A 22,102-nucleotide genomic window follows, 5' to 3' on the forward strand; every position below is an offset into this window, starting at 1 on the left:
GAACAAATTCTTGAACAGCAGTGCAACGTAAGGAGGAAGTGCAATGCCCAACGGCAACGTCAAAGACCCCAACATCATCGAAGCCGATCCGCTCATCGGAACGCCGGTGGAAGACAGTGAGGTCTTTCCCGGTCAGCAGAACTACGAAGATACCTGCGCCATTCGTTCCCAGCAATTTATCATCGAACAGTTCACTGGACTCCCCATGACGGAGGAACAGTTGATGGCAGAGGCCAGCGCCAACGGCTGGTATACCCCTGGCGGCGGAACGCCCCTCGAAGATGTAGGCAATCTGCTGGAACTGCACGGTATCCCTGTCAACCGCATCGAGAACGCCAACATCTTCAATCTGGCCAATGAACTGGCCCAAGGACATAAGGTGATCATCGGCGTCGATTCAGGTGAACTTTGGCAGGAACAGCCCATCTTGAGCAACATCGCCGATCAACTGGGCATCTCCGGAACGGACCATGCGGTTGTTGTCAGCGGGATCGACACATCCGACCCGGAACATATCAAAGTCATCGTCAGCGATCCCGGGACGGGAGAAGCGGCGGCTACATATCCCCTAGAGGATTTTCTTGATGCCTGGCAGGACAGCGGATGCTACATGGTGTCCACCCAGGAACCGGCGCCTCCCCACCTCCCCGAGATGGAGAACTTCGACTACGCAGCAGGCTACATTCCCGCCGTTGGGGACGTGCCCTTTGAAGAAATGCAGGATCTCATGTATCATCCCGATGAATGGTGGCGTCTGACCGAGACGGCCTGGGACCAGGACGCCCTGGGGTCTGTCGATCACGAGGCAGAAGGCGATCCGGCCCACATTAACCATGAAGGCAAGGAAAGCCTCGTAGACCTGCTCGATGACAATGACGACACGCCCACGTCCATTGAAGAACTGATCGAAGATCTCAATCCCTTCGACTCAGACGATGATACCGGTAACCCTTCTGACCATCATGACCAAGATCATGGGCAGGAAAACCTTCACTCCTATGCCGATCTGCTCGACGACCCTGCAGATGGAGATGATTGGCTGTAAGGAGAGGTGACCTATGTCGATTGCAGAGATCAGCAAGAGATTGAAATCAGGCGAGTCGATCATCTGCAACCCCAGCAGCATTGATTCGCTGGAGTTTACAGGCTCCTCAATCGTCGGAACGCGCAGCCTCTATCTCACCAGTCAGGGACGGGTCTTTGCGCACGATACAGGCGGCTTGTTCGGCGACCCCAAGTTGATTACTGTCCAACTGCAAAAAGGCGATCTGCGGACGAGTTTTGAAGAACAGGTTCGCGTCGCTTACAGCAAGAAAAATGATTACAACCTGTCCTTCACCATCGTTTTTTCCCTCCCCGACTTCCTGTCCCTTTGCAGCCGGTCACCCGGCCTCTTTGAAATCCCGGCCGAGCGCACCTATATCAAGTTGGAACAGGGCTTCTTTCCCGTCAATTTGAAGATCGCCGGTCACGCCATTGTCCTTACTTCCGGCGTCTATAAAAACAAATTGGACTTGACGCGGGCGACCGCCTGCCAGTATGAAAAACCCTACATCAAATTGTCGGGACGCTTCACATGGTCCGATGAGTGCAAAAGAGAAAAAACAATAAAGAAGGCCGAACTGCTGGTCTTGGATGAGCATGCGGCGCGAAGCGTCGTCGAAGCCTGGTCCCGTCTGCCCAAACTATTCGATCTCGTGCCCATCGACGCCATGCTCTTCCCCGGAGAATACACGGGCCGGCTGGATCAGGCGGGAACGCGCCGGAAGCCGGCGCTGCTGGCGCTGAGCCAAGATATGGCTCAAATCGTCGATGAAGAACGGATGCGCGTCCTGGCCGAACAACTCATAGACGACGAGGAACCATCCATCGCCTACGATTCCTACACCCAATCGCTCTATTTCTTCCGCGATGATGACAACTGCCGCATCTCCCTCAATGGTCTGAAAATGGAGGAACAGGTCCATCTGGCGGAGCGCTTCGCCGGGCAATGGGTCATCTTCGAAACAGGTGTCTTCGGCAGCCTCGCCGATATGGCCTGCATCGATGAAACCCTCCTCTTTGTCCACAGCCCGGGCGAATGCCGGTTTATCGATCCCGACGGGATGGAAACGGTCCATCGCTTTTCAGACCAGGATGCCGAGTTTTATTTCAACAGCAGCGGCATCCCCTTTATCGTCTACCGAGAACAGGTTCTCTCCCTAATCCTCCGCGAGGAGGACAAACAGGAGGAGTACCAGCAGTTCTGGAAGACAGGCTTGCCGTTGCAAAAACTCTCCCGCAAGAGCTTGTGCCTTGCCGAGAACAGCAGCCAGCCCTTCATCTTCCGCTTTGACGCCGATGGATGCGCCTTGATGCAGGATCCCCAACGCCATCTGGACAAGTTCGCCTATTCCTCCCTCAAGCGGATTCAGTACCTGGAACTCGCCCAGGAGGAAGATGACTTTTGCCGCATCGTGCTGTTGATCCAGGGGCGCGGCGATGTTCCCCTGCGCGCGCCGATGCAGACGATCAAGGGGCTGATTCAATCCCAGTACCAGTCTCTAAAAAAAGAAGCCACCCTGGCGCTGCCCGACAACAGTCTTTTTGCCCAGTGGACCCAGAACGTCAACGACTACATCATGACGCAACTGTTTTCCCAATTCTTCGTCATCGAAGCGGAGATCCAGACCCTACAAGCGACAGAGGCGGAGGAAAAAGAGAAACTGGCCCAACAGGCCAACTACCTCTACTATGCCGTTCAGGGTCTGAAAAAACACCTGGACATGCTCAGCATCTACCTGCCGCTGATGCTGAAACAGGAAGAGCAGCGCCTGGCCCGCAAGGCAAAGCAGAATGTCAAGGTAGAGGTGTTCAAGAGCCTGCAGCGGGGGCTCTCCGGCATCACCGGGCAAATCTCTCGTTCCCTTGGGGACGTGGAACGCAGCTTGGGGCCGATCTCTTACGTCATCGTCCCGCAGCCTGAAATAGAAGAGGACAACAGCGATCTGGCCAGATGGGGCGCCACGCTGGCCTCGGTGGCCATCAACCCCGCCTACGCGGTCAATCTGGTGCGCATGTTCTTCGATGAAGACGCCCGCGACAACAGGGAAAGAGCCAAGGATGAACTGGAGAAAAACCGTTTGAAGCTCTATGTGGAGCAGGCCATTCACAGCTACGAGTATTTGATGCGGGCCGTTCTCCCCTACTGCATTTCCGAGACGAGCGAGACGGTGAACAAGTGCTACAAGAGCCTCGGCGACTCTTACGCCGTCCTGTTGAAGCTGAAACCGGCCCGGGAGATGCTCTTCGAACGATTCTGCGAACTGCACCTGTATAAAGAGATGCCTGTGAGCCCCTCCCACCTGCTGACCCGGCGGGCCATGCTGGAGAAGATCCGCAGTTCCATGGAGCGAATGAACGGCTTTATCCGCCAGTGCCGGTGGAGTGAATAACCAGCCGCAACCGCAAAAGGTTTCAAGGAAAGACCGCCTCTCCGGTAGGAAGGCGGTCTTTCTGACTTCTAAGTGAGCGTAATGCTTTGTGTAAATAATGCGTCACCTAAAGTCCCTAGAAATTGTTATCGTAACTTAGAGAGGGCGTCTACATAGGCTTTGGCGCTGGCCTCAATGATGTCGGTGCTGACCCCCCGGCCCATCACGGAGGGGTTGTCGCCGGTCCTGATTTTTACGGTGGCGTTACCCAGGGCCTCAGCGCCCCGACTGACCGAGCGAAGGTTGTAATCTTCCAAGCGGATGGCTTTGCCGGTAATTCGGTCGATGGCCTTAAAGACGGCGTCGACAGGACCATTGCCTGCGGCGGCATCGGTGGTCTGGGCACCGTCGATTTCGAGTGTCACTGTGGCGGTGGCCGTTGCGGTTGCGGCGCTGGCGCCGGTAGTAGTACCGGGAATCGCATCATCAGCGCCAGTATCATTCTCTGAGACGTGACCGTTTGTTACGACAGAGATGCGCTTGAGTCGATAACGGCTCGCCTCCGGCCCGCCTGCGCCCATCAACATGTGCAGATCCTCGTCATAGACCTCTTGCTTCTGGTCGGCCAGGCGCAGGAACGCCTGGTAGACCTGCTCCATGTCTACCGTCTGGGAACTGTAGCCCAGTTCTTCCAGCCGGTGTTTTAATGCGTGACGGCCGGAACGGGCGCTGAGCACGATCCGGTTTCTCGGCACGCCGATGATTTCCGGGTCGATGATCTCATAAGTCTGCTTTTCCTTGAGCACGCCGTCCTGGTGGATGCCCGAGGCGTGCATATAGGCGTTGGCGCCGACAATCGCCTTGTGGGCGGGCACAGGGACGCCGGTGATCATGGAGACGAGGCGGCTCGTCGGCGCGATCTCCCGCGTATTGATCCGGTGCTGGACATCGTACCGCTGTTTTTGCGTGTAGATGGCCATGATCACCTCTTCCAGCGATGTGTTGCCGGCCCGCTCACCGATGCCGTTAATCGTGCCTTCGACCTGGTCGGCGCCGGCCTTGATGCCGGCCAGGGAGTTGGCTGTCGCCATGCCCAGGTCGTTGTGGCAGTGGATGCTGAGGCGTGCCCGGTCGATGTTGGGAACATTGTTTTTCACGTAGGCGATCAGTTCGCCATATTCCCAGGGCGTGGCGTAGCCGACTGTGTCGGGCACGTTGACGACCGTCGCTCCCGCCTCAATCACTCTTGTCAACACCTGCACCAAAAAGTCGTGGTCGCTCCGGAAAGCGTCTTCGGCGAAGAATTCAACGTCACTTATATAGGACTTGGCGTGTCGCACGGCTGCGGCGGCCGCCTCGATCACCTGATCAGGGCGCATCTGCAACTTCTTCTCCATGTGCAGCGCTGACACAGCGATGCCGGTGTGAATCCGGGGCGACTCAGCGTCTTTGAGCGCCTCAGCGCAACGGTCGATATCTTTGGCGACACAGCGCGACAGGCCGCAGACGGTGACGCCTTTCAGTTCTCTGGCGATGGTTTGGACCGATTCGAAGTCCCCCGGTGATGAAGCAGGAAAGCCCAGTTCAATCACATCAACGCCCAAACGGACCAGTTGGTGGGCGATCTCCAGTTTCTCTTTCAGGTTTAAGGTGATTCCTAACGATTGTTCTCCGTCCCGCAAGGTGGTGTCGAAGATGTACAGCCTCTTCATAGCCCTTATTCCTCCCTATTTTACTCATTTCGCTCTGTCCAGCAAGATCCTTCCGGGTGTCTAGGCGACTGAGTTCATCCGCGCGGTCAAATTCTACCCGGCTTCTTCGAGCGTCTAAGCCCTTTAGGTCTTCAAGGCCCTCTAGGTCTCCAAGGTCTCCAAGGTCTCCAAGGTCTAGTTCCATCCTGAACCACCCCCTTTACCGGAAAAATATAAAACCCCCATCGCCTCAAACAATTGAGACGAAGGGGGTTCCTCCGCGGTACCACTCAAATAAACGGCAACAATAGGCCGCTCACTCTATCAGGATACGGGAACAGAAACACGGCTGCTCCGATATCCCCTTTCTTGTAACGGTGGAAGTTTCCGTCCGATTCTACTCTCCCCGAAGGGATTTCGGTCGGCAACTCAAGGGAGAGTTCAGTCCCTGCCTCGACCGCTTCGCACCAACCAGCGGCTCTCTGACCTCCGCACGAGGACCTACTATTCCCTCTCATCGTCTGTTTCCGAATATTAGTGGAATTGCTCCGAATTCTACCAGACCCTTTGTTCGGTTGTCAATAGTCCAGGCAAAAAAATGGCCCCGGCTCATCGCCGGGGTGTTCAGTTCTACCTATGAAACGGCAATGTACCCGCTATGCCGTTGCACCTTGGTTTCTAAACCTGCGTCTCGCAGGTGGGCGCCTCACGGCACGTTTTTGCCTTCCAATCAACGTTGGCCTGGCAGCCACCGCCGGTATTGACTCCCGAATGTTTCCTGTAGGTTAGAAACATTCATGGGCTGACGAACACGGCAGGCACATTGCTGTTCGACGTCATTATACCACCGATGCCCCGCTTTGTGAAACGGAAAATTAATTGAATTTCCATTTTCTCAATTGAATTTCCAGTTACCTCGTCTTTTTCTCTAAGGTTTCCAGTGTCTCCCTGAGTTCGCGGAGCCGTTCGCCGTAGCCGTTCCAATCGCCCGCTTTCAGGCGCGCGTCGGCATCGTCGTACAGTTGGCGCGCCCGAGCAGCCAGTTCGGGAACCGATTGCACAGCAGGCCCTGGCGGCGCTCCCGGCTGACCCGGCGCGGGTGGCTGCCCTGGCACAGCCGGCGGCGCGCCCGGTTGTGCCGGTGTTCCCTGACCCGGCGGTCTGGCGGCGGCGCCTTGGCCGAAGATCCGCTGGAGCGCCGTGTCCAGGTTTTCTTCCATGACGACCCGTTCGCCGAAAATGACGATGACACGCCGCAAGGCCGGCAGTTTCCCCTGCTCTGACTGCAGGAACAAAGGCTCGATGTAGAGGAGCGAATCCCTGATCGGCAGGACGAGCAGGTTGCCGCGGATGACCGAGGAGCCCTTTTGGTTCCACAAGGTCAATTTCTGGGAGATCTCCGAATCCTGGTCGATCCGCGCCTCGAGCTGTGCGGGACCGTAGATAAGCTCCTGTTTCGGGAAGGTGTAAACGACGATGTTGCCATAGTTGGCCCCATCGTTGCGAACAGCCATCCAGGCGATCATGTTTTGCTTTTTCGACGGCGTAAAGGGGATCATGAGGATATACTCGGGCGTCGCCTGTCCGGGCAGCCGCATCAGCGTGTAGTAGGGCTCGATCTCCCGCTGCTCCTTGTCGCTCACCCGTGTTGTGGGGATGTTCCATTCATCCTCTTTGTTGTAAAAGACGCCCGTATCCTCCATGTGGTAGGTGGCGTAGACGCGCGACTGGATCTGGAACAGTTCTTCGGGGTAGCGGATATGATCCCGCAGCGTCGACGGCATCTCTTCCATGGGCCGGAACATGCCCGGGAAGATGGCCCCATAGCCGCGGATGATTGGATCATTGGGATCACTGAGATAGAAGGTCATCCGGCCCGTGTAGGCGTCGACAGTGGCTTTGACGGCGTTGCGGATGTAGTTGCCCATGCCGTTGACCGGTTGGGAGAAGGGATAGGATCTGGACACCGTATAGGCGTCAGCCATCCAGACGAGCCGTCCATCCTGGATCACCAGGTAGGGGTCCTTGTCAAAGCGCAAAAAGGGGGCAACCTTCTGAAGGCGGTCGACGATATTGCGATCCATGAGCAGGCGGCTTTCCGGCAGGATTTCCGAGGAAAGGAGCAACTTCATGTCGCCGAAATACAAGGCATAGACCAGCTTTTGCATGAAGGATCCGACGGGCAATCCGGCTTCTTCCTGATAGGTCGTGTAAACGTTGTCATCGCCGGAGGGATAGTCGAATTCCTTCGTCGCCGTCTTGACGATGACATAGTCGCCTTCTGTCTCGCCGAAATAGACCTCTGGCCGGGTGATGGCAAGGCTGGGTGACGCCGGCTTCGGCGGGATGTCTTTTAAGAAAAACTTCGGCAAGCCTTCTGAGGAGACCTCGTTGACAGGGCTCATGGCCACACCGTACCCGTGGGTGTAGAGCAGGCGCTTGTTGATCCAGGTCTGGGCGGCCTCCGGCAGCGCGGCCGCGTCCAGTTCGCGCGCCGCCAGCATGACCTGGCGCTCTGCGCCGTCGACGCGGTAGCGGTCGATGTCAATTCCCTTAAACTTGTAGTAGAGGCGGATCTCCTGCAACTGGCTGTAGGTCTGCTGGAGGGGACGCCAGTCCCAGAGGCGCACATTGGCCATCGTGTCGCTGTTGGCGACGATGTCGGCCGCTGAGAGGTCATTTTTGACGGTGAAGGGCTGGATCTGGATCCGATCCAGGTCAAAGGCCCGGCGGGTGAAGGCGATGTTCATATCGATGTAGGGTTTTTCCATGACAAACTCGTTCGGTTCTACCTTGAACCGCTGGACGAGTTCCGGGTAGATGGCGCCTACTAACACGGAGGCGGCGACGAGCAGGCCCACGCCGTAGGCGGCCCAGCGGATGCGCCGGCGGACAAGGGCGAAGACGAGCATGACCGCCGTGATCAGGGCGATCACCGAGAGGATCTGGTAGGCCGGCAGTTGGGCATGCACATCGGTGTAGCTGGCGCCGGAGACGACGCCGCGGGGCGAATAGACCAGATCGTACATGTCCAGTCGGTACCCAAAGGCCTTGACCAGGAAAAAGAGCGCGCCAATCCCGGCGAGGTGAAAACGGGCGCGAGGGAGTTCCCCCCACCCCACTTTGCCGAAACCAAGGGTATTGGCGGTCTGATAGACGAGAACCAGCAGGATCGCCGTCACAACCAGGACAAACTGGACGACACCGTAGATAAACTCCAGCAGCGGCAAATGAAAGACGTAAAAACCAACGTCAATTTGGAACAGCGGATCGGCAATGCCGAATTTTTCGTTCTGCAGCGCCAGCAGCAGCGTTTGCCAGCGGTTTTGCGCCAGTTGGGAGACGAGGAGCGCCGGCACCAGACTGAGCAGCGGAAAGATATAGCGAACGTTCTCCGGCTTTAGCCAATCGCCCAGCGCAAATAGTCTGGGGTGATCCTCCGCTGTCGTCCGGGCGTACTGCAACGCTTTGTCGACAACGTCGCGGGTCAGACGCAGGTTGAAGTAGAAAAAGAGAAAGGTGAGCAGTCCTGTGCCCAGGATCAATCCCCAATCCGTGGCATAGCGGGTGAACCAGAGGTCGCCAAACCCTTCGGAACCGAACCAGCGCCACTCTACATAGAGACGGAGCAGCGCGGAAAGCAGAGGCAATAGAAAAAAGATGACCGCCAGGAAGGCTGCACCTCGAAAGCGGCGTTGTTTCACAGTCAATTGCCCATTCCTTTCCTTCATGCGGTAAATCCGAGGTGTGGAAAATGGATGCCCTTTTTTGACGGGCATCCATATCCGCTATCATTTCATAAAATTAGATTCCGTATACGGAGTCTTCCTTCAGCACGCCAATGCCCTTTTCCAGGAGCACGCGGATGGCTTCGTCCAACCGCTCGACGCGGAAGACGACGAGGGCTTTGTCATTGCTCTTCTGGGGCAGCGCATAGCAGTATTCGATGTTGATCTCGGCGCCAGCGAGGATGTCCAGGATCTCGGCGAGGCCCCCGGGATGATCAGGGATCTCCACGGCGATGACGGCCGTTTCGCTGACGGTGAAGCCGGCCCGTTTGAGCATCAGATAGGCGGCGTCAGGCTGGTCGACGATGAGTCGGAGGATGCCAAAGTCGGTTGTATCGGCGATGGAGAGCGCCCGGATGTTGATCTTTTCTTGGGCCAGCACCTTTGTCAGCATGGCGAGGCGACCCGATTTGTTCTCCAGAAAGACGGAGATTTGTTGCACCTTCATAGGTTATCCCTCCCCTTCCCTGTTTCGTTATTGTTTTTTCCGGCGGTCGATGACTCGCTTGGCCTTGCCTTCGCTGCGCTCGATCGACTTGGGCTCGACGAGGCGGACGCGGGCGGTAAGCCCCAGCAGACTTTCCAGTTCTCGCTGGATCGTCCGTTCGATCTTTTCGAGGTTGCGCACCTCGTCGGAGAAGAGTTTGTCCGAAACCTCCACCCACACCTCCAGCGTGTCCAGGGTGCCTACCCGATCGACGACGAGCACATAGTGGGGCTCTGTCAGGCCGAGCTTGAGGAGGACGCTCTCCACCTGAGACGGGAAAACGTTGACGCCACGGATGATGATCATGTCGTCGCTGCGGCCGCTCACCTTTTCCATGCGGACATGGGTCCGGCCGCATGGGCAGGGTTCGGCGTGCAGGACTGAGATGTCGCGGGTGCGGTAGCGGATGACGGGGAAGCCTTCCTTGGTGATGGTGGTGAAGACGAGTTCCCCTTTTTCCCCGTAGGGCAGCGGCTGCTCCGTTTCGGGGTCGATAATCTCAGGGATGAAGTGGTCCTCAAAGATATGTAGACCGTTTTTCACGGGGCATTCGCTGGCGACGCCGGGACCAATGACCTCGCTCAGACCGTAGATGTCGATGGCCATGATCTCCAGGCGGTACTCCAGTTCGCGCCGCATCTCTTCGGTCCAGGGCTCAGCGCCGAAGATGCCCGCTTTCAGGCGCAGCTTTTCCCGGGGGATCTTCATCTCTTGGATCGCCTCGGCGAGGTAAAGGGCGTAGGAAGGCGTGCAGGCCAGGATGGTGGCGCCGAAGTCCTGCATCAGCTTGAGTTGCCGCTGAGTGTTTCCGCCGGACATGGGCACGACGGTGGCGCCGAGCTTCTCGGCGCCATAGTGGATGCCGAGGCCGCCGGTGAAGAGGCCGTAGCCGTAGCTGACTTGGACGACTGAGTCGGCGTCAGCGCCGGCGCAAGCCAGGGTCCGGGCGGTCACTTCCGACCAGGTGTCAAGGTCCTTGCGGGTATAGCCGACGACAATCGGGTTGCCCGTCGTGCCGGAAGAAGCGTGGACGCGGACGATCTCGCGCATGGGAGCCGCGAAGAGTCCATAGGGGTAGTGGTCGCGCAGGTCCTGCTTTACCGTAAAGGGCAGTCGACGCAGGTCCTCCAGGCTTTGCACATCCACGGGCGTCAATCCGGCGGCCTGCATCTTTTCCCGGTAGGCAGGCACATTGTGATAGACCCGCTCCACAAGGGCTTTTAGCCGTTGGAGTTGCAATGCCTCCAATTCCTTGCGGGCCATGGTTTCCATCGGTCGGTTCCAGATCATGGGTCACTCTCCTCAGCTCGTCTTTTTTGATGTTTGATTCTAAGATGGTTTGGCGGCTGCCAACCGCTCAAAGGCAAGAAGTTGTTCACGGGTGCCGAAGAGGATGACCAGGTCGTCGGCCTCCAGCTTTTCTGAACCCTGCGGGTTCGATATGAGTTGGCGTCCCCGATAAATGGCGACCACCATCGCTCCCGTCTCTTCACGAATACGGGCTTCGACAAGAGTCTTGCCAATCAGCGGAGACGGGTTTTGCAGGATCATCTCTTCCATGCTGAACTCGTACTCCCTGTCATGGAGGACTGTATCGACATAGTCAACGCTCACCGGCTTCAGAATGGACATAGCCAGCCGTTTCCCGCCAATCACGGCGGGAGAAACGACCTTGTCCGCGCCGGCGCGACGGAGCTTCTCTTCTGATTCTAAACGGTCGGCCCGGGCAACGACAAGCAGGTCCGCCTTGATCCCTTTGGCTGTCAGTGTGATGAACACATTGTCGGCGTCGGTGGGCAGTGCAGCCACGATCCCACGGGCCCGTTCGATGCCGGCCTCCAGCAGCACAGCATCATCGAGGGCGTCCCCATGCACATAGAGGAACTTGCCGTGAACGTATTTTTCCAAAACGTCCTCTCTGGAATCGACGACAACAAAGGGGACGTTTTCGCGGGACAGTTGTTCCGCCACCTGCCAGCCGACCCGACCGGCGCCGCAGACAATGATGTGGTTGCTCAGTTTCGCGATCTTGTTTTTCATAGCACGCTTCCCCCACAGATTGGCCAATCGTCCTTCCACGACATAGCCGGCGATGATGCCGATGGCGTAGGCCACAATGCCGACGCCGAGGGGCATGATGACGAGGGTGAAGATCTGTCCCCCCATCGTTTTAGGGAGGCGGTCGCCGTAGCCCACTGTCAACAGGGTCGTCTCTGTCAGCCATGCCGCGTCAAGGAGAGTAAACTCCTTTTCGAAAAAAAGGATCCCTAGTGTGCCAAAGACCATAAAACCGATGATCGACAGGGTGGCCCATTTGATCTGGCGCGATTCCACGAGTCTATCACACTCCGGCGGCTTGTCGAGACTGTTTGGCCATCATGATGGCCCGGTCCAGATCGGGCACGACCCACTCGGGAACGGGCACGCTTCCCGGTTTGAAGGGAGCGAAGGGGCCGTGGTAATCAGTCCCTCCCGTCATGACCAGGTTTTTCTCCTCGGCAATGCGGCGGTAATCCTCGATCCACCGCTCCCGGTTGGGACCGTAGTAGCCGTAAAAAACCTCCAACCCTACATCAGGGCGAAGTAGCAGTTCCGGCAGCAGCGATTGTGTGTGGATCAATCCCGGGTGGGCCACGATAGGCACCCCGCCGGCAGCCCGGATCATCTCCACACCCTGGTCAAAGCTGTTACAATCGTATTTTACGTGGGCCAGCCCGTCGCGGGAGAGATAGAGGCGGATGAATTCCTGAGCGGGGTGGGTCAACAGGCCGCCCAGGTGCAAGGCGTGGACGATGTGTCCCTTGCTGATGGCGCCCCGCGGGTGAGCGATGGACACTACGTCTTCCCAGGCAAGAGGGATGCCCAGTTTTTGCAGGTTTCGAACCGTCTGCTCGGCAACGATATTGCGTGCCTGACGGAGTTCGGCCAGTCGCTCCAGGAAAGGACCGTCGGTCAGGTCCATGCCGTAGCCGAGCAGGTGGATTTCATCGCCTGCGTATGTGACGAGCAGTTCCACGCCGGGGATGACGCGGATGCCCTTTTTTTCCGCAGCGCCGGTGATTTCTAGACAACCCTCGATGGATTCGTGATCGGTGATCGACAGCGTGGTCAATCCTGCTTGGACTGCCATGTCGAGGATTTCCATGGGGCTGTGCAATCCGTCGGAGACCTTCGTATGGAGATGGAGGTCGATGGTCATAGGCTTTTCCCCTGTCCCCGCGTTTTCCTTCATGTATTCCCTGTGGATGAGAAAAAAACCTTTTTTCATAACGCAAAAACCGATGAAGACGATAAGGGGAGCCCGCAGCAGAGGGTCCCCCCTCTGCTCACGGTCTCCCCTTGATAGATGAATCGTTAAGGTTCTTCCCCTTCCATGGTGGGCCAATGACGGAACTGCCAGATCTCCTTGATACGGGGGTTATAAGGAATCAAGCCAATGGTGTGCCCTGTCAGTGGCCGTTCTTGCGGGCCGATTCGATGACGGTCTGGGCCAGTCGGGCAGGCACCTCTTGGTACGAGTGGAATTGGGCACGGTAGCTGCCGCGGCCGTGGGTAATCGCCTGGAGTTGCAGGGGGAACTGGATCAGTTCCTGCTGGGGCACTAGGGCCTGGATGATCTGGCGCTTGCCAACCATATCGCTGCCGAGGACGCGGCCCCGGCGGCTGTTCAGGTCGCCAAGGATATCGCCCAGGTAGTGCTCGGGCACATTGATCTCCACCTGCATCACTGGTTCGAGCAGGTAGGGATCGGCCATCTCCATGCCTTTTTTGAAGGCGCTGTGGGCCGCCATCTTAAAAGAGAGTTCCGAAGAGTCGACGGGATGGTAGGAGCCGTCGACGAGGTTGACCTTGATGTTCGTGACGGGATAGCCAGCCAGCGCCCCTTCCAGGAGGCTTTCGCGAACCCCCTTTTCGACGGCGGGTATAAAGTTTTTCGGCACCACGCCGCCGAAGATAGATTCGGCGAACTCGAAATCGCCGTCATGCTTTGGTTCCATGACCAGCCAGACATGGCCGTATTGGCCGTGGCCGCCGGTCTGCTTTTTATGTTTTCCTTCGGCTTTGGCCGTTTTGCGGACCGACTCGCGGTAGGGGATCTTGGGCCAACTGGTGGTCACATTGACGCCGTACTTGCGCTGTAACCGTTCGACGCAGACCTCCATGTGTAGGGTGCCCATGCCGGTCAGGATGGTCTCTTTCGTTTCCGTGTTCCGGTGAATTTTTAAGCAGGGCTCTTCCTCCAACAGGCGTTGCAGGCTCATGCCCAGTTTGTCTTCATCGGCTTTGGTGGCCGGGTGGAAGGCCATGGACAGGCTGGGAGGGGGGAATTCGATGGGCGTGAGCGGCGCTAGGCCGGCGCCTTTGGCAAACAACGTGTCGCCTGTATGGGTATGTTGGAGTTTCACAAGGGCGATGATCTCGCCAGGGCCGGCTGCGTCAGCGGGCTGCTGGTTCTTGCCGGTCATGAACAGCGGCGCTGCCGGTTTTTCTTCTTTTTGACTCGTGCCGTTGTAGAGCGGCGTATCTCCACGCAGTGTACCCTGGTAGACGCGGACGAAGTTGACTTTGCCCAGGTAGGGGTCGATGACGGTCTTAAAGACCTGGGCTTTTAAGGGCGCGCCGGCGGCCGGCTCCTGCCCTTCCTCATCGAGAGGCGCAGGCAGCAGGGCGACCAGGTCATCGAGCAGGCGCTTGACGGCCCCATCGGCGTTAATGGCGCCGCCGAGGACGGGGACGACCTTGCCTTCCTTGACGGCAACCGCTAAGGCCGGACGGAGTTCTTCCAGGTCAATCTCTTCGCCATCGAGGTAGCGCATCAGCAGTTCCTCGTCAATCTCGACGATGGCCTCGACCAACTTGTTGCGCCAGCTTTTTATGCTCTCCGATTCTTCTGTGGACAAAGCCGGCATATCTTTGACCTTAGGATTGGCCGGGACAAAGGAGCCGTCGAGGATGTCGATCATCCCCTGCCACTGGGGAGCGGCGCCAAGGGGCCACTGCAGGGGCAGAACCTGGGGACCTCCGAGTTCGCGCAACTGCTCCAGCGCCTTGCCAAAGTTCGAGTTCTCCCGATCCAGTTTATTAATAAAAACGACAGGGATACGCCCCTTGTCTTGGCTCAACTGCCAGGCCGCTTCCGTCTGGACCTGGACGCCGCTGACGCCGCAGACGACCAGCAAGGTCCCTTCGACGACCGATACGGCGCTGATGACCTCGCCAAAAAAATCGCTGTATCCCGGTGTATCAATGATATTCAGTTTTGCCCCGTGCCATTTGATCGGCGCCATCGCCGATTGGATGCTCACTTTTCGCTTCGTTTCCTCGGGCAGGTAATCGGTCGTTGTGTTGCCGTCTTCAACTCGACCTTTCCGGTTGACGAGCCCCGCATTGAACAGCATCGATTCCACCAAAGAGGTCTTTCCTGCGCCGGTGTGGGCGAGAACAGCGATGTTGCGTATGGCTTCTCTCGGTGTCGTCAAACTGGAACCCTCCTTCGCTAGCGATAATTCGAACTATTTTATTAATTATACGTTAAGGCATAAAAATCCTTTTCACTTTTGTAGGAACATACTGAATTTTTAGGAGGTGGGCCATGGCCACCGCCTTAACCTATGGCACCCTCGTCCTGATGGCGGCTACGTTGTTGAACCGCTTGCTTTCCTTTTATAACCAGATTGTACTGATGAAATACATTGGCGCAGAGACAGTGGGGCTCTTTCAGATGATCTATCCCGTCTATATCCTCTTACTGGTGGCAGCCACCTTTGGCATCCCGGTGGCGTTGACGAAAAGAGTCGCCGAGGAAGCTGCCTATAACCGCTGGGGCAATGTGCTACGCCTGATGAAGGTGTCCGTGCTGCTGTTGGCTGCCGGCGGAACAACGGTGACGGCTGCGGCATTCCTGTTTTCCCGCTCCCTCTTTCCGGCGCTGGTGGCCGATGATCGCGCTGTGGCCGCCTTTTGGCCTCTCTTGCCCAGCATCGTGCTGATCAGTTTTGCCTCGGCGATCCGTTCCTTCTGTCAAGGAATGCAGGAGATGGCGCCATCCTCGATCGCCTCTTTTGTCGAGCAGGTGGTGCGCATCGTCAGCGGAATCTCCCTAGCGCTGGCGTTGCTGCCCCGCGGCGCCGGTTGGGCGGCTGCCGGAATGGCCTTGGGGATCACCCTCGGGGAACTGTTCGGTTTGGTTACCCTGCTGATCCTTGCAGGTCCCTTGTTCTTCAGCCGGCTCAAGCTATTCTGGGCTGGTCGCCGCGCCCAGGCAACGATCAACGCGGGGCAGGCGCTGCGTTCACTCTGGCCGGTGGCTTGCCCGGTAGCCGCCTCTCGGATCGTGGCCTGCCTGATCATGGGTCTTGACGCCTACCTGATCCCGCGCGTTCTGCAACAAGCGGGTCTATCCTCGTCAGAGGCGACAACCGCCTTCGGCGGTCTCGTCGGTGGCCTAGTTCCCCTGATCGCTATTCCTGCCGTATTCACGGCGCCCCTATCAGTCAGCCTTGTGCCCGGCATCGCCGAGAGTTGGGCCCTCGAGCAGGAGCGGACGGTGCGCTACCGGGCTGTCAAGGCGCTGCGCCTGACGGCGGTGATCGGCTGGCCGGCGGCGGTGTTGCTCGGCATCATCGGTGATCGCTTTGCGTCGCTGTTTTTCGGTTTGGACCATATGGGCGATACGCTGCAGATCCTGGCTTGGGGCGCTCCTTTTCTCTACCTGCAAAGCACCACCGGTGGAATCTTGCAAGGGCTGGGAATGGTCGTTTTCCCACTCCTCGTCACAGTGGCCACGTCATTGCTCCGCGTTGGCCTCTTTCTCTCCCTGGCCACCCTGCCTTCCGTCGGTCTGAATGGCATCGCCTTCGGCTTTACGATTTCCAACATCCTGGCGGCTTTGTTGCATCTTTTTTGGTTTCACCGGCGACTCGGTCTCACGGGAAGGGAACTGTCTTCTTCCCTGCTGCCCCTTCCCGCCGCTCTCGTCGTGGCCGCCGGCCTATGGGTGTGCCTTCAGGCAACCGCCTTCGCGGGGCTGCCGGAAGTAATGGTCTTGTCAGCGATGGTCGCTATTTCGGGTGTACTCTACTTTGTCACGCTGGCTGCATATGGAGGTTTGACCGCTGCCGATCTGCGCAGTTTTCCGGGAGGGGTCTGGTTGCTTGGATGGATCCGGAAAAAATGAGCAGGCGCCCTCAAATGTGGAGGCGCCTGCTTGACCATCCGTTTTTCAGTGGATGCCCCATGATTTGCCCGTCATAGCGGAAAACTCGGTGGAAGACACTAGGGACACGGAGGAGGTGGTTCCCCTTGGCCCAGTTTTTCCCGAGAGAAAAGATCTTTCCCGAGTCTGTGCGCGATACTTTTAAGTACGAGATTGCCGAGGAACTGGGGCTGACACCAAAAATCCACGACGGCTACTGGGGCGCTTTGACGGCCAGCGATTGCGGCCGTGTGGGGGGCAAGATTGGGGGCAGCATGGTGAAGGCCATGGTCCGCCGGGCCGAGGCGTTGTTGGTTCAGGACGGCAACGGAACGACGTCGTAACGGACCAGCCGATCAACGAGTGACTGAAGGCGCTGACAGGTAAACCGGACAGAACAGAGCGCGAAAGGAAGGCTAGGCCTTCCTTTTTGTCGCGAAGGGAGAAGATTCCCGGCCGAGCCAATCCGATACCTCCTGGATTAGGGAGTAGTTGGTGAGGTCGAAATGAATCGGTGTCACTGAGATGGCGCCGGCATTGACGGCTTGGATGTCGGTGCCTTCACCTGCGTCAACGTCATGGACCTCTCCCGCCATCCAGTAGTAGGTGCGGCCACGCGGATCAGTCCGCTTGTCAAAGATGTTCTGGTAGCGCCGGCTTCCCAGTTTCGTCACCTGGATGCCGCCGATGCGTTCACGGGGCAGATCAGGCACATTCACGTTGAGAAAGGTATCCGGCGTCAGCCCGCGCGCCACCAGTTTCTCGCAGAGCAAGCGGGTCGTTTCGGCGGCAACGGTGTAGTCCACTGTGTGCCAGCCGGTGACCGAAACGGCGATCGACGGGACGCCGTAGATGACTCCCTCCATGGCGGCCGAAACGGTGCCGGAGTAGAGCACATCGGTTCCCAGATTGGGGCCGCGGTTGATGCCTGAGATGACAATGTGAGGCGGTTCTTTCAGGAGTTCCTCCATGGCCAGTTTGACACAATCGGCCGGCGTGCCATTGACGGCCCAACCGTGACAATGAGGATTGGCAAAGGACAGCTTTTCCACACGCAGGGGTTGGTGAACGGTGATTCCGTGACCGGTGGCGCTCCGCTCCGTATCGGGAGCGACCACGAAGATGTCGGCCCAATCATCGAAGATGCGCCACAAGGCATGAATACCGGGCGCGTGGATCCCGTCGTCATTGGTCAGTAGAATGCGCAACGTTTTTCCTCCAGTCGGGCGCTACCCGAGCCGCCTTTTCCCGGACCGATCCAGAGTCCGATCCCGGGCGCCCAGGAATGAAAGGCGCGGCACCGGGGACATCGAAGGATATACCGCGAATCCCGTGCCCATATGATTTCCCATTGGGACGGTTGCAAATCGAGGAAACAATTGATGCAGAGATCCAGGTCGATCATGGAGACATCCCCCAACGAGATCCATCGATGGAAAACTTTACTATATCTTATACCTCGTAGATGGAAATGGTCATCGTCTCGCCGTTTTTTCTCACCCCAAAGAGCAGACCTTTGTCCTTCAAGGTGTCGTTGAGGAAATCGACCAGGGCGTACATGTCGACGTTAGCGGGAATCTCCTTTGTCGCCAGCGGTTCAAAATCGACAGAAACGTCGGTGAAGGCCTCCGGGATGCCTACATAGACCCAGGCTTCTACCGGTTGTCCATCGACGTCCAAGGTGATCGATTTCCGGAAATACATAGGGCTCTCATCGAGGATGCCCTCGTACTCGTCGGTGCGAAGCAGGTCTTCATCGCTGAGACCGCTCCAGAGCACCCCCTCCACCGCTCCCTCTTGAACCGGTAGGATATAGGGGTAGCCGTAAGCGGAGGGGTATGACTGGTAGCCGGCCAGGATGGCCGGACGGGCGACGCCGGCGCTGTGTTCGAGCAAGCCTTCCATGGTGTCGCGGTCCATCAGCGTGCCATATGTAAAGAGCCTGTGGGCCATCGCGATTCCTCCCGGCTCAGCATTTTGTTAAGGAAGGTTCCGCGAACTGCGGATCAGGGAAAAGGCTTCGCTGCGCGTCGCCGGGCGGCTCCGGAAGATCCCTCGCACCGCCGAGGTCACCGTCCGCGAGCCGGGTTTTTTGACACCACGCATGGTCATGCACATGTGTTCGGCTTCGATGATGACGAGCACACCTTGGGGATTCAGCTTTTCCACGATCGCGTCAGCGATCTGGGCGGTGAGGCGCTCCTGCAACTGAGGACGTTTTGCAAACCCTTCCACCAGGCGAGCCAATTTGCTTAAACCGGTGATCACGCCGGAACGGGGGATGTAGGCCACATGGGCGACACCGTAGAAGGGCAGCAGATGGTGTTCACAGACGGAGTATAAGGGAATGTCCTTGACCAACACCATCTCTTCATGCTCTTCTGTAAAGATCACTTCCAGATGGCGTTTCGGATCATCCTCCAGGCCGCCCAGGATCTCCTGGTACATGCGAGCGACCCGGCGCGGCGTATCCACCAGACCCTCCCGCTGGGGATCCTCGCCGATGGCCTCAAGGATCATATGGACAGCCTTTTCGATCTTCATCAAATCCATGTATTTCACCTGCTATTTCTATAAGATACCCAAAATCGGATGGACCTGAGGGATGATGCGGACGTCGCGGTGGATGGACAGGGCGGCTCCTTGCAGGTTGAGCAGGTGGCCCGGGACGGTCAGGGGCAGTCCCGTTTTTCCCGTGACAGGCTGCAACACCAGCGGAAAATGCGGGGCTTCTTCCGTGATAATCGCAGCCGCCCGCTGCACCGTATCAACTGCCGTAGCCGGGGTAATAACGATTTTGACATACCCCTTTTTGCGGGAGGCGATGCGCAAAAAAGGGCGATGCAGATCCCAGTGGTTGTCCAGGGGCGTCTTGAGGTCCATGCTGACATAATCCAGGTCGTCTACGATGAGGGCCAACTGTTCAGGCAGCGTCCCGTTCGTTTCCAGGTACAGGTCGGGTCGCTGCGCTCCCAGCAATGGGATCAACTGTTGGATAAATTCGACATGCAGCAACGGTTCTCCTCCGGTGAGGCTGACAGAATGGATGGGAACGGTATGGCGAAGGTACTCGGCGACCCGATCCGCTGTGACTGGATTTTCCCAGAGATCAAAGAGGCTGCTGCCGGGTTCCTTTTCGATCCGGCAGGCCGATGGACGCGGGCCCCGGCTACCCGGGGTGTCACAGTAGGAACAACAGAGGTTGCAGCCGAAAAAACGTAAGAAGACCTGCCGGCAACCGATCCAGGGTCCCTCCCCCTGAGCGGATACCATAATTTCGACGAGATCGGCCGTAGGCAATGAATTATTCAACTCCTCGAACTTTGCAGCGGGCGAGATAGACATCAGCCACTTCGGCGGCGTATTGATTCATCAGACGGCGAGCAAATCCCTCAGGGTCCTTTTCCCCGATCTGCCCCAGTGAAGCCGTCGGCACCGGCGTCCCCTCTGTCCGCAGGTTCAACCCTACATGGATCAGGGTGGACACGGGCGACAAGGTAGCGATAGAGACGGAGAGTTTCTTTTCCCGCCAATAGAGGTCGTCGCCGCGACGAATCAGGGCGCCGCCGCAGACCTCTTCCAGATCTTCTTTGATCATGGCCATGAAGAGGCGCTGCCGGTAGACCGTCTTCTCAAGGTCCATATCGAAATGTTCGATGATAAAGTGCAGCATCTCGGCGCTGTAGATGCTGTCACCGACGAGAACATCTTCCAGATCGACCATCTTGTCCAGGCCGACTTTACAGGGCCCTCGGAAGGCGACGATGCTGTCCCCCATGATGTGAAAGTGACGGTATGTCCATAGGGAGCGCAGTTGGGTTCCATCGTAGGTCATCGGTTCTGGATGATAGTATGTCTTCAGCACCGGTCACTACTCCTCTCCTTTTTCCCCGTTTTTTCATTCTATCACTGAATCGGCGGTGCGAAAACCACCTTTGGGCAGGAGAAGGGACTGGCGTCCCGAATAAGGCAAGGAAGAGGATTTACTTAAGGAGAGAGAATCATGAACGCTGACGCTTTTTTTACACAACGAAAAACCTGTCCCGTCTGTGGCAAGGAGTTTGCTGCTACCCGGATCCGCAGTTCTTCCATCCGTGTCAAGGAGCGCTTGCCTGACTTTCGAACGGTCTTTGAGGGGATCAACCCGTTACATTACCAGGTGTTTGTCTGTCCGGCCTGCCAGTATGCCGCCCTGGAAAACCGTTTTGACCAGGTGACCGGCGACAGGCTGCAACTTCGCCGGGGCTTGCTCGACGCCTTTAGCCCGGAGCCTGACTTTTCTGGAATCCGTACGCCCGAGACGGCGCTGCGGACCTTCGAGTTGGCCCTGCGCACGGCTCAGATCGGCGGAGCGCCGGCAAGCCTCCAAGCGCCTTTGACTTTGCGGGTTGCCTGGATCGCCAGGGATATGGGATGGAATGATTTGGACCGTAGGTATACGGAAGGGGCGCTGCGTCTCTACGAAGCCGCTTTCGGTGATGACCGCAACGCCAAGTCGAGCACGGTGACGCTCATGTACCTGATCGGGGAACTGTACCGCCAATTGGGTCAATACGCCGAGGCGGTTCGCTGGTTGGCCAAGGCGGCCATGCATCCGGACGTGAAAAAAGAGCCGGAGATCGAGCGCCTGGCCCGGCAGCAATGGTCCCTGGCCAGGGAACAGAATAAGGCTGGCGAGCAGGAATCCGGGTCTGGGCAGGTTGAGGTTAGTGAGACTCTGCCGCCGGCTGAACCCGGATCCGGTCAGTTCGTTAACGCGCAGTCGACCGAATCGAATGAGCGAGACATGGCGAAGACGACCCGAAAGCGGTTGGGGCCGAAAATCCGCTTCAACGTGACCCTCTATGAGGACGAACTGGACTGGTTGAAGCGCTTGAGCGCCGTTCCCTATGCAGAGGGCAAGGTCTTCATGGACAAAGAGACGGTGTTGCGGGCGTTGCTGGGCGCGGCCATGGAAGCCTGGCCGGAAGTGCGCGGCTTCACCGATGAAGATGGGCTGCGCCAGCGGTTCATCGAGGCCATGCAAAAAGAGAAACCAGGGAGCTAATCCCTGGTTTCTGCTTGTTGGCACTCCTTGCAGACGCCGAAGAACTTCAATTGATGATCGAGGATGCGAAACTGGTTGCGGCGCTGGATGGCTTGTTCGAGAGAATCAAGCAGGTCATCCTCAAATTCCAGCACCTTGCCGCAACGGGTGCAGATCAGGTGATGGTGATGGTGTGCTTCCTCGCTGGCCAGTTCATAGCGAAGGCGTCCATCGCCGAAGTCAATCTTCTGGAGGACGTCGATCTCGGCAAGCAGTTCCAAGGTCCGGTAAACAGTAGCTAAACCGATCTCCGGGTTCTGCTGCTTGACGATGCCGTAGAGGTCTTCAGCGCTCAAATGGGCATCATCGCCGTTCAACAGCGCGCGCAGGATAATCTTGCGCTGGGGTGTCAGCTTGTATTCTTTCTGGTGGAGCCGTTCGCACAAATCCTGGAAGCGGTCCAATGCCGGGCCCCCTGACTCTTGAATACTCTCTCTCTTCA

General features: G+C 57.7%; 18 protein-coding genes, 1 other RNA gene and 1 other annotated feature. Of the genes, 5 read left to right on the forward strand and 14 right to left on the reverse strand.

All coding sequences use genetic code 11. From position 1 onward, the window contains the following. The first annotated feature begins 43 nt into the window (after nt 1-43). Both GTO91_RS02555 and GTO91_RS02560 read left to right on the forward strand, forming a co-directional pair. Nucleotides 44-1,045 carry a cysteine peptidase family C39 domain-containing protein gene (locus GTO91_RS02555; protein ID WP_161254404.1) on the forward strand — a complete coding sequence of 334 codons (1,002 nt, stop codon included), beginning with the start codon at nt 44-46 and terminating at the stop codon, nt 1,043-1,045. Nucleotides 1,046-1,058: 13 nt separating this feature from the next. Beyond that, nucleotides 1,059-3,434 carry a DUF1091 domain-containing protein gene (locus GTO91_RS02560; RefSeq protein WP_161254407.1) on the forward strand — a complete coding sequence of 792 codons (2,376 nt, stop codon included), beginning with the start codon at nt 1,059-1,061 and terminating at the stop codon, nt 3,432-3,434. Nucleotides 3,435-3,559: 125 nt separating this feature from the next. Here GTO91_RS02560 and GTO91_RS02565 read toward each other — a convergent pair whose 3' ends face one another. The 8 genes from GTO91_RS02565 to fusA form a co-directional block, all read right to left on the reverse strand. Next, nucleotides 3,560-5,125: a 2-isopropylmalate synthase gene (locus GTO91_RS02565; RefSeq protein WP_161254409.1), complete on the reverse strand. Its 1,566-nt coding sequence runs from the start codon at nt 5,123-5,125 to the stop codon at nt 3,560-3,562. Between the two features lie 235 nt (nt 5,126-5,360). Further along, nucleotides 5,361-5,631: a binding site (T-box leader), on the reverse strand. 119 nt (nt 5,632-5,750) lie between these two features. Beyond that, a non-coding RNA gene (gene ssrS / locus GTO91_RS02570) (6S RNA) lies at nt 5,751-5,928 on the reverse strand. An 87-nt stretch (nt 5,929-6,015) separates the two neighbouring features. Continuing rightward, nucleotides 6,016-8,808 carry a UPF0182 family membrane protein gene (locus tag GTO91_RS02575; protein ID WP_161255051.1) on the reverse strand — a complete coding sequence of 931 codons (2,793 nt, stop codon included), beginning with the start codon at nt 8,806-8,808 and terminating at the stop codon, nt 6,016-6,018. Between the two features lie 100 nt (nt 8,809-8,908). Continuing rightward, on the reverse strand, nt 8,909-9,340 hold the full coding sequence (locus GTO91_RS02580) for an amino acid-binding protein (protein ID WP_161254413.1): 432 nt from the start codon (nt 9,338-9,340) through the stop codon (nt 8,909-8,911). Nucleotides 9,341-9,367: 27 nt separating this feature from the next. After that, nucleotides 9,368-10,669, reverse strand: coding sequence for a phenylacetate--CoA ligase family protein (locus GTO91_RS02585; protein ID WP_161254416.1), 1,302 nt, complete (start codon nt 10,667-10,669; stop codon nt 9,368-9,370). 39 nt (nt 10,670-10,708) lie between these two features. Beyond that, nucleotides 10,709-11,713: a potassium channel family protein gene (locus tag GTO91_RS02590; RefSeq protein ID WP_207708960.1), complete on the reverse strand. Its 1,005-nt coding sequence runs from the start codon at nt 11,711-11,713 to the stop codon at nt 10,709-10,711. Between the two features lie 7 nt (nt 11,714-11,720). Next, complete coding sequence (locus GTO91_RS02595; protein WP_161254419.1) at nt 11,721-12,578, reverse strand: PHP domain-containing protein; 858 nt, start codon at nt 12,576-12,578, stop codon at nt 11,721-11,723. Between the two features lie 250 nt (nt 12,579-12,828). Next, entirely contained in the window at nt 12,829-14,859 is a 2,031-nt protein-coding gene (gene fusA / locus GTO91_RS02600; RefSeq protein WP_161254422.1) for an elongation factor G, read from the reverse strand. A gap of 113 nt (nt 14,860-14,972) precedes the next feature. Here fusA and GTO91_RS02605 point away from each other — a divergent pair, with 113 nt between their 5' ends. Further along, the gene (locus tag GTO91_RS02605; RefSeq protein ID WP_161254425.1) at nt 14,973-16,556 is read left to right on the forward strand and encodes a putative polysaccharide biosynthesis protein; all 1,584 of its coding nucleotides are present in this window, start codon (nt 14,973-14,975) and stop codon (nt 16,554-16,556) included. 125 nt (nt 16,557-16,681) lie between these two features. Further along, a complete protein-coding gene (locus GTO91_RS02610; RefSeq protein WP_161254428.1) occupies nt 16,682-16,918 on the forward strand; it encodes an alpha/beta-type small acid-soluble spore protein in 237 nt (78 codons plus the stop codon). A gap of 72 nt (nt 16,919-16,990) precedes the next feature. On the opposite strand, the gene surE is transcribed toward GTO91_RS02610, so the two are convergent. The 5 genes from surE to GTO91_RS02635 form a co-directional block, all read right to left on the reverse strand. Continuing rightward, nucleotides 16,991-17,782 carry a 5'/3'-nucleotidase SurE gene (surE, locus tag GTO91_RS02615; RefSeq protein ID WP_161254431.1) on the reverse strand — a complete coding sequence of 264 codons (792 nt, stop codon included), beginning with the start codon at nt 17,780-17,782 and terminating at the stop codon, nt 16,991-16,993. A 244-nt stretch (nt 17,783-18,026) separates the two neighbouring features. Next, complete coding sequence (locus GTO91_RS17940; protein WP_235918943.1) at nt 18,027-18,527, reverse strand: DUF4264 family protein; 501 nt, start codon at nt 18,525-18,527, stop codon at nt 18,027-18,029. 27 nt (nt 18,528-18,554) lie between these two features. Next, nucleotides 18,555-19,127 carry a GTP cyclohydrolase I FolE gene (folE, locus tag GTO91_RS02625; RefSeq protein ID WP_161254434.1) on the reverse strand — a complete coding sequence of 191 codons (573 nt, stop codon included), beginning with the start codon at nt 19,125-19,127 and terminating at the stop codon, nt 18,555-18,557. A gap of 18 nt (nt 19,128-19,145) precedes the next feature. Further along, nucleotides 19,146-19,874 carry a 7-carboxy-7-deazaguanine synthase QueE gene (locus GTO91_RS02630; RefSeq protein WP_235918945.1) on the reverse strand — a complete coding sequence of 243 codons (729 nt, stop codon included), beginning with the start codon at nt 19,872-19,874 and terminating at the stop codon, nt 19,146-19,148. 4 nt (nt 19,875-19,878) lie between these two features. After that, entirely contained in the window at nt 19,879-20,439 is a 561-nt protein-coding gene (locus GTO91_RS02635) for a DUF366 family protein (RefSeq protein WP_161254440.1), read from the reverse strand. Nucleotides 20,440-20,577: 138 nt separating this feature from the next. Here GTO91_RS02635 and GTO91_RS02640 point away from each other — a divergent pair, with 138 nt between their 5' ends. Then, nucleotides 20,578-21,621: a DUF2225 domain-containing protein gene (locus GTO91_RS02640; RefSeq protein WP_161254442.1), complete on the forward strand. Its 1,044-nt coding sequence runs from the start codon at nt 20,578-20,580 to the stop codon at nt 21,619-21,621. Here GTO91_RS02640 and GTO91_RS02645 read toward each other — a convergent pair. After that, entirely contained in the window at nt 21,618-22,064 is a 447-nt protein-coding gene (locus GTO91_RS02645; RefSeq protein ID WP_407929511.1) for a Fur family transcriptional regulator, read from the reverse strand. The genes GTO91_RS02640 and GTO91_RS02645 overlap by 4 nt on opposite strands. Nucleotides 22,065-22,102: the final 38 nt, after the last annotated feature.

This window comes from Heliomicrobium undosum (assembly GCF_009877425.1).
In the GTDB taxonomy this organism is placed as follows: Bacteria; Bacillota; Desulfitobacteriia; order Heliobacteriales; family Heliobacteriaceae; genus Heliomicrobium; species Heliomicrobium undosum.

What these genes read in the sequence shown, in the direction of transcription:
- GTO91_RS02640 (WP_161254442.1), top strand. Translation starts at nt 20,578, where the DNA reads ATGAACGCTGACGCTTTTTTTACACAACGAAAAACCTGTCCCGTCTGT.
- GTO91_RS02595 (WP_161254419.1), bottom strand. Translation starts at nt 12,578, where the DNA reads ATGACCATCGACCTCCATCTCCATACGAAGGTCTCCGACGGATTGCAC.
- GTO91_RS02605 (WP_161254425.1), top strand. Translation starts at nt 14,973, where the DNA reads ATGGCCACCGCCTTAACCTATGGCACCCTCGTCCTGATGGCGGCTACG.
- GTO91_RS02585 (WP_161254416.1), bottom strand. Translation starts at nt 10,669, where the DNA reads ATGATCTGGAACCGACCGATGGAAACCATGGCCCGCAAGGAATTGGAG.
- GTO91_RS02555 (WP_161254404.1), top strand. Translation starts at nt 44, where the DNA reads ATGCCCAACGGCAACGTCAAAGACCCCAACATCATCGAAGCCGATCCG.
- GTO91_RS02565 (WP_161254409.1), bottom strand. Translation starts at nt 5,125, where the DNA reads ATGAAGAGGCTGTACATCTTCGACACCACCTTGCGGGACGGAGAACAA.
- GTO91_RS02580 (WP_161254413.1), bottom strand. Translation starts at nt 9,340, where the DNA reads ATGAAGGTGCAACAAATCTCCGTCTTTCTGGAGAACAAATCGGGTCGC.
- GTO91_RS02560 (WP_161254407.1), top strand. Translation starts at nt 1,059, where the DNA reads ATGTCGATTGCAGAGATCAGCAAGAGATTGAAATCAGGCGAGTCGATC.
- folE (WP_161254434.1), bottom strand. Translation starts at nt 19,127, where the DNA reads ATGGATTTGATGAAGATCGAAAAGGCTGTCCATATGATCCTTGAGGCC.
- GTO91_RS17940 (WP_235918943.1), bottom strand. Translation starts at nt 18,527, where the DNA reads ATGGCCCACAGGCTCTTTACATATGGCACGCTGATGGACCGCGACACC.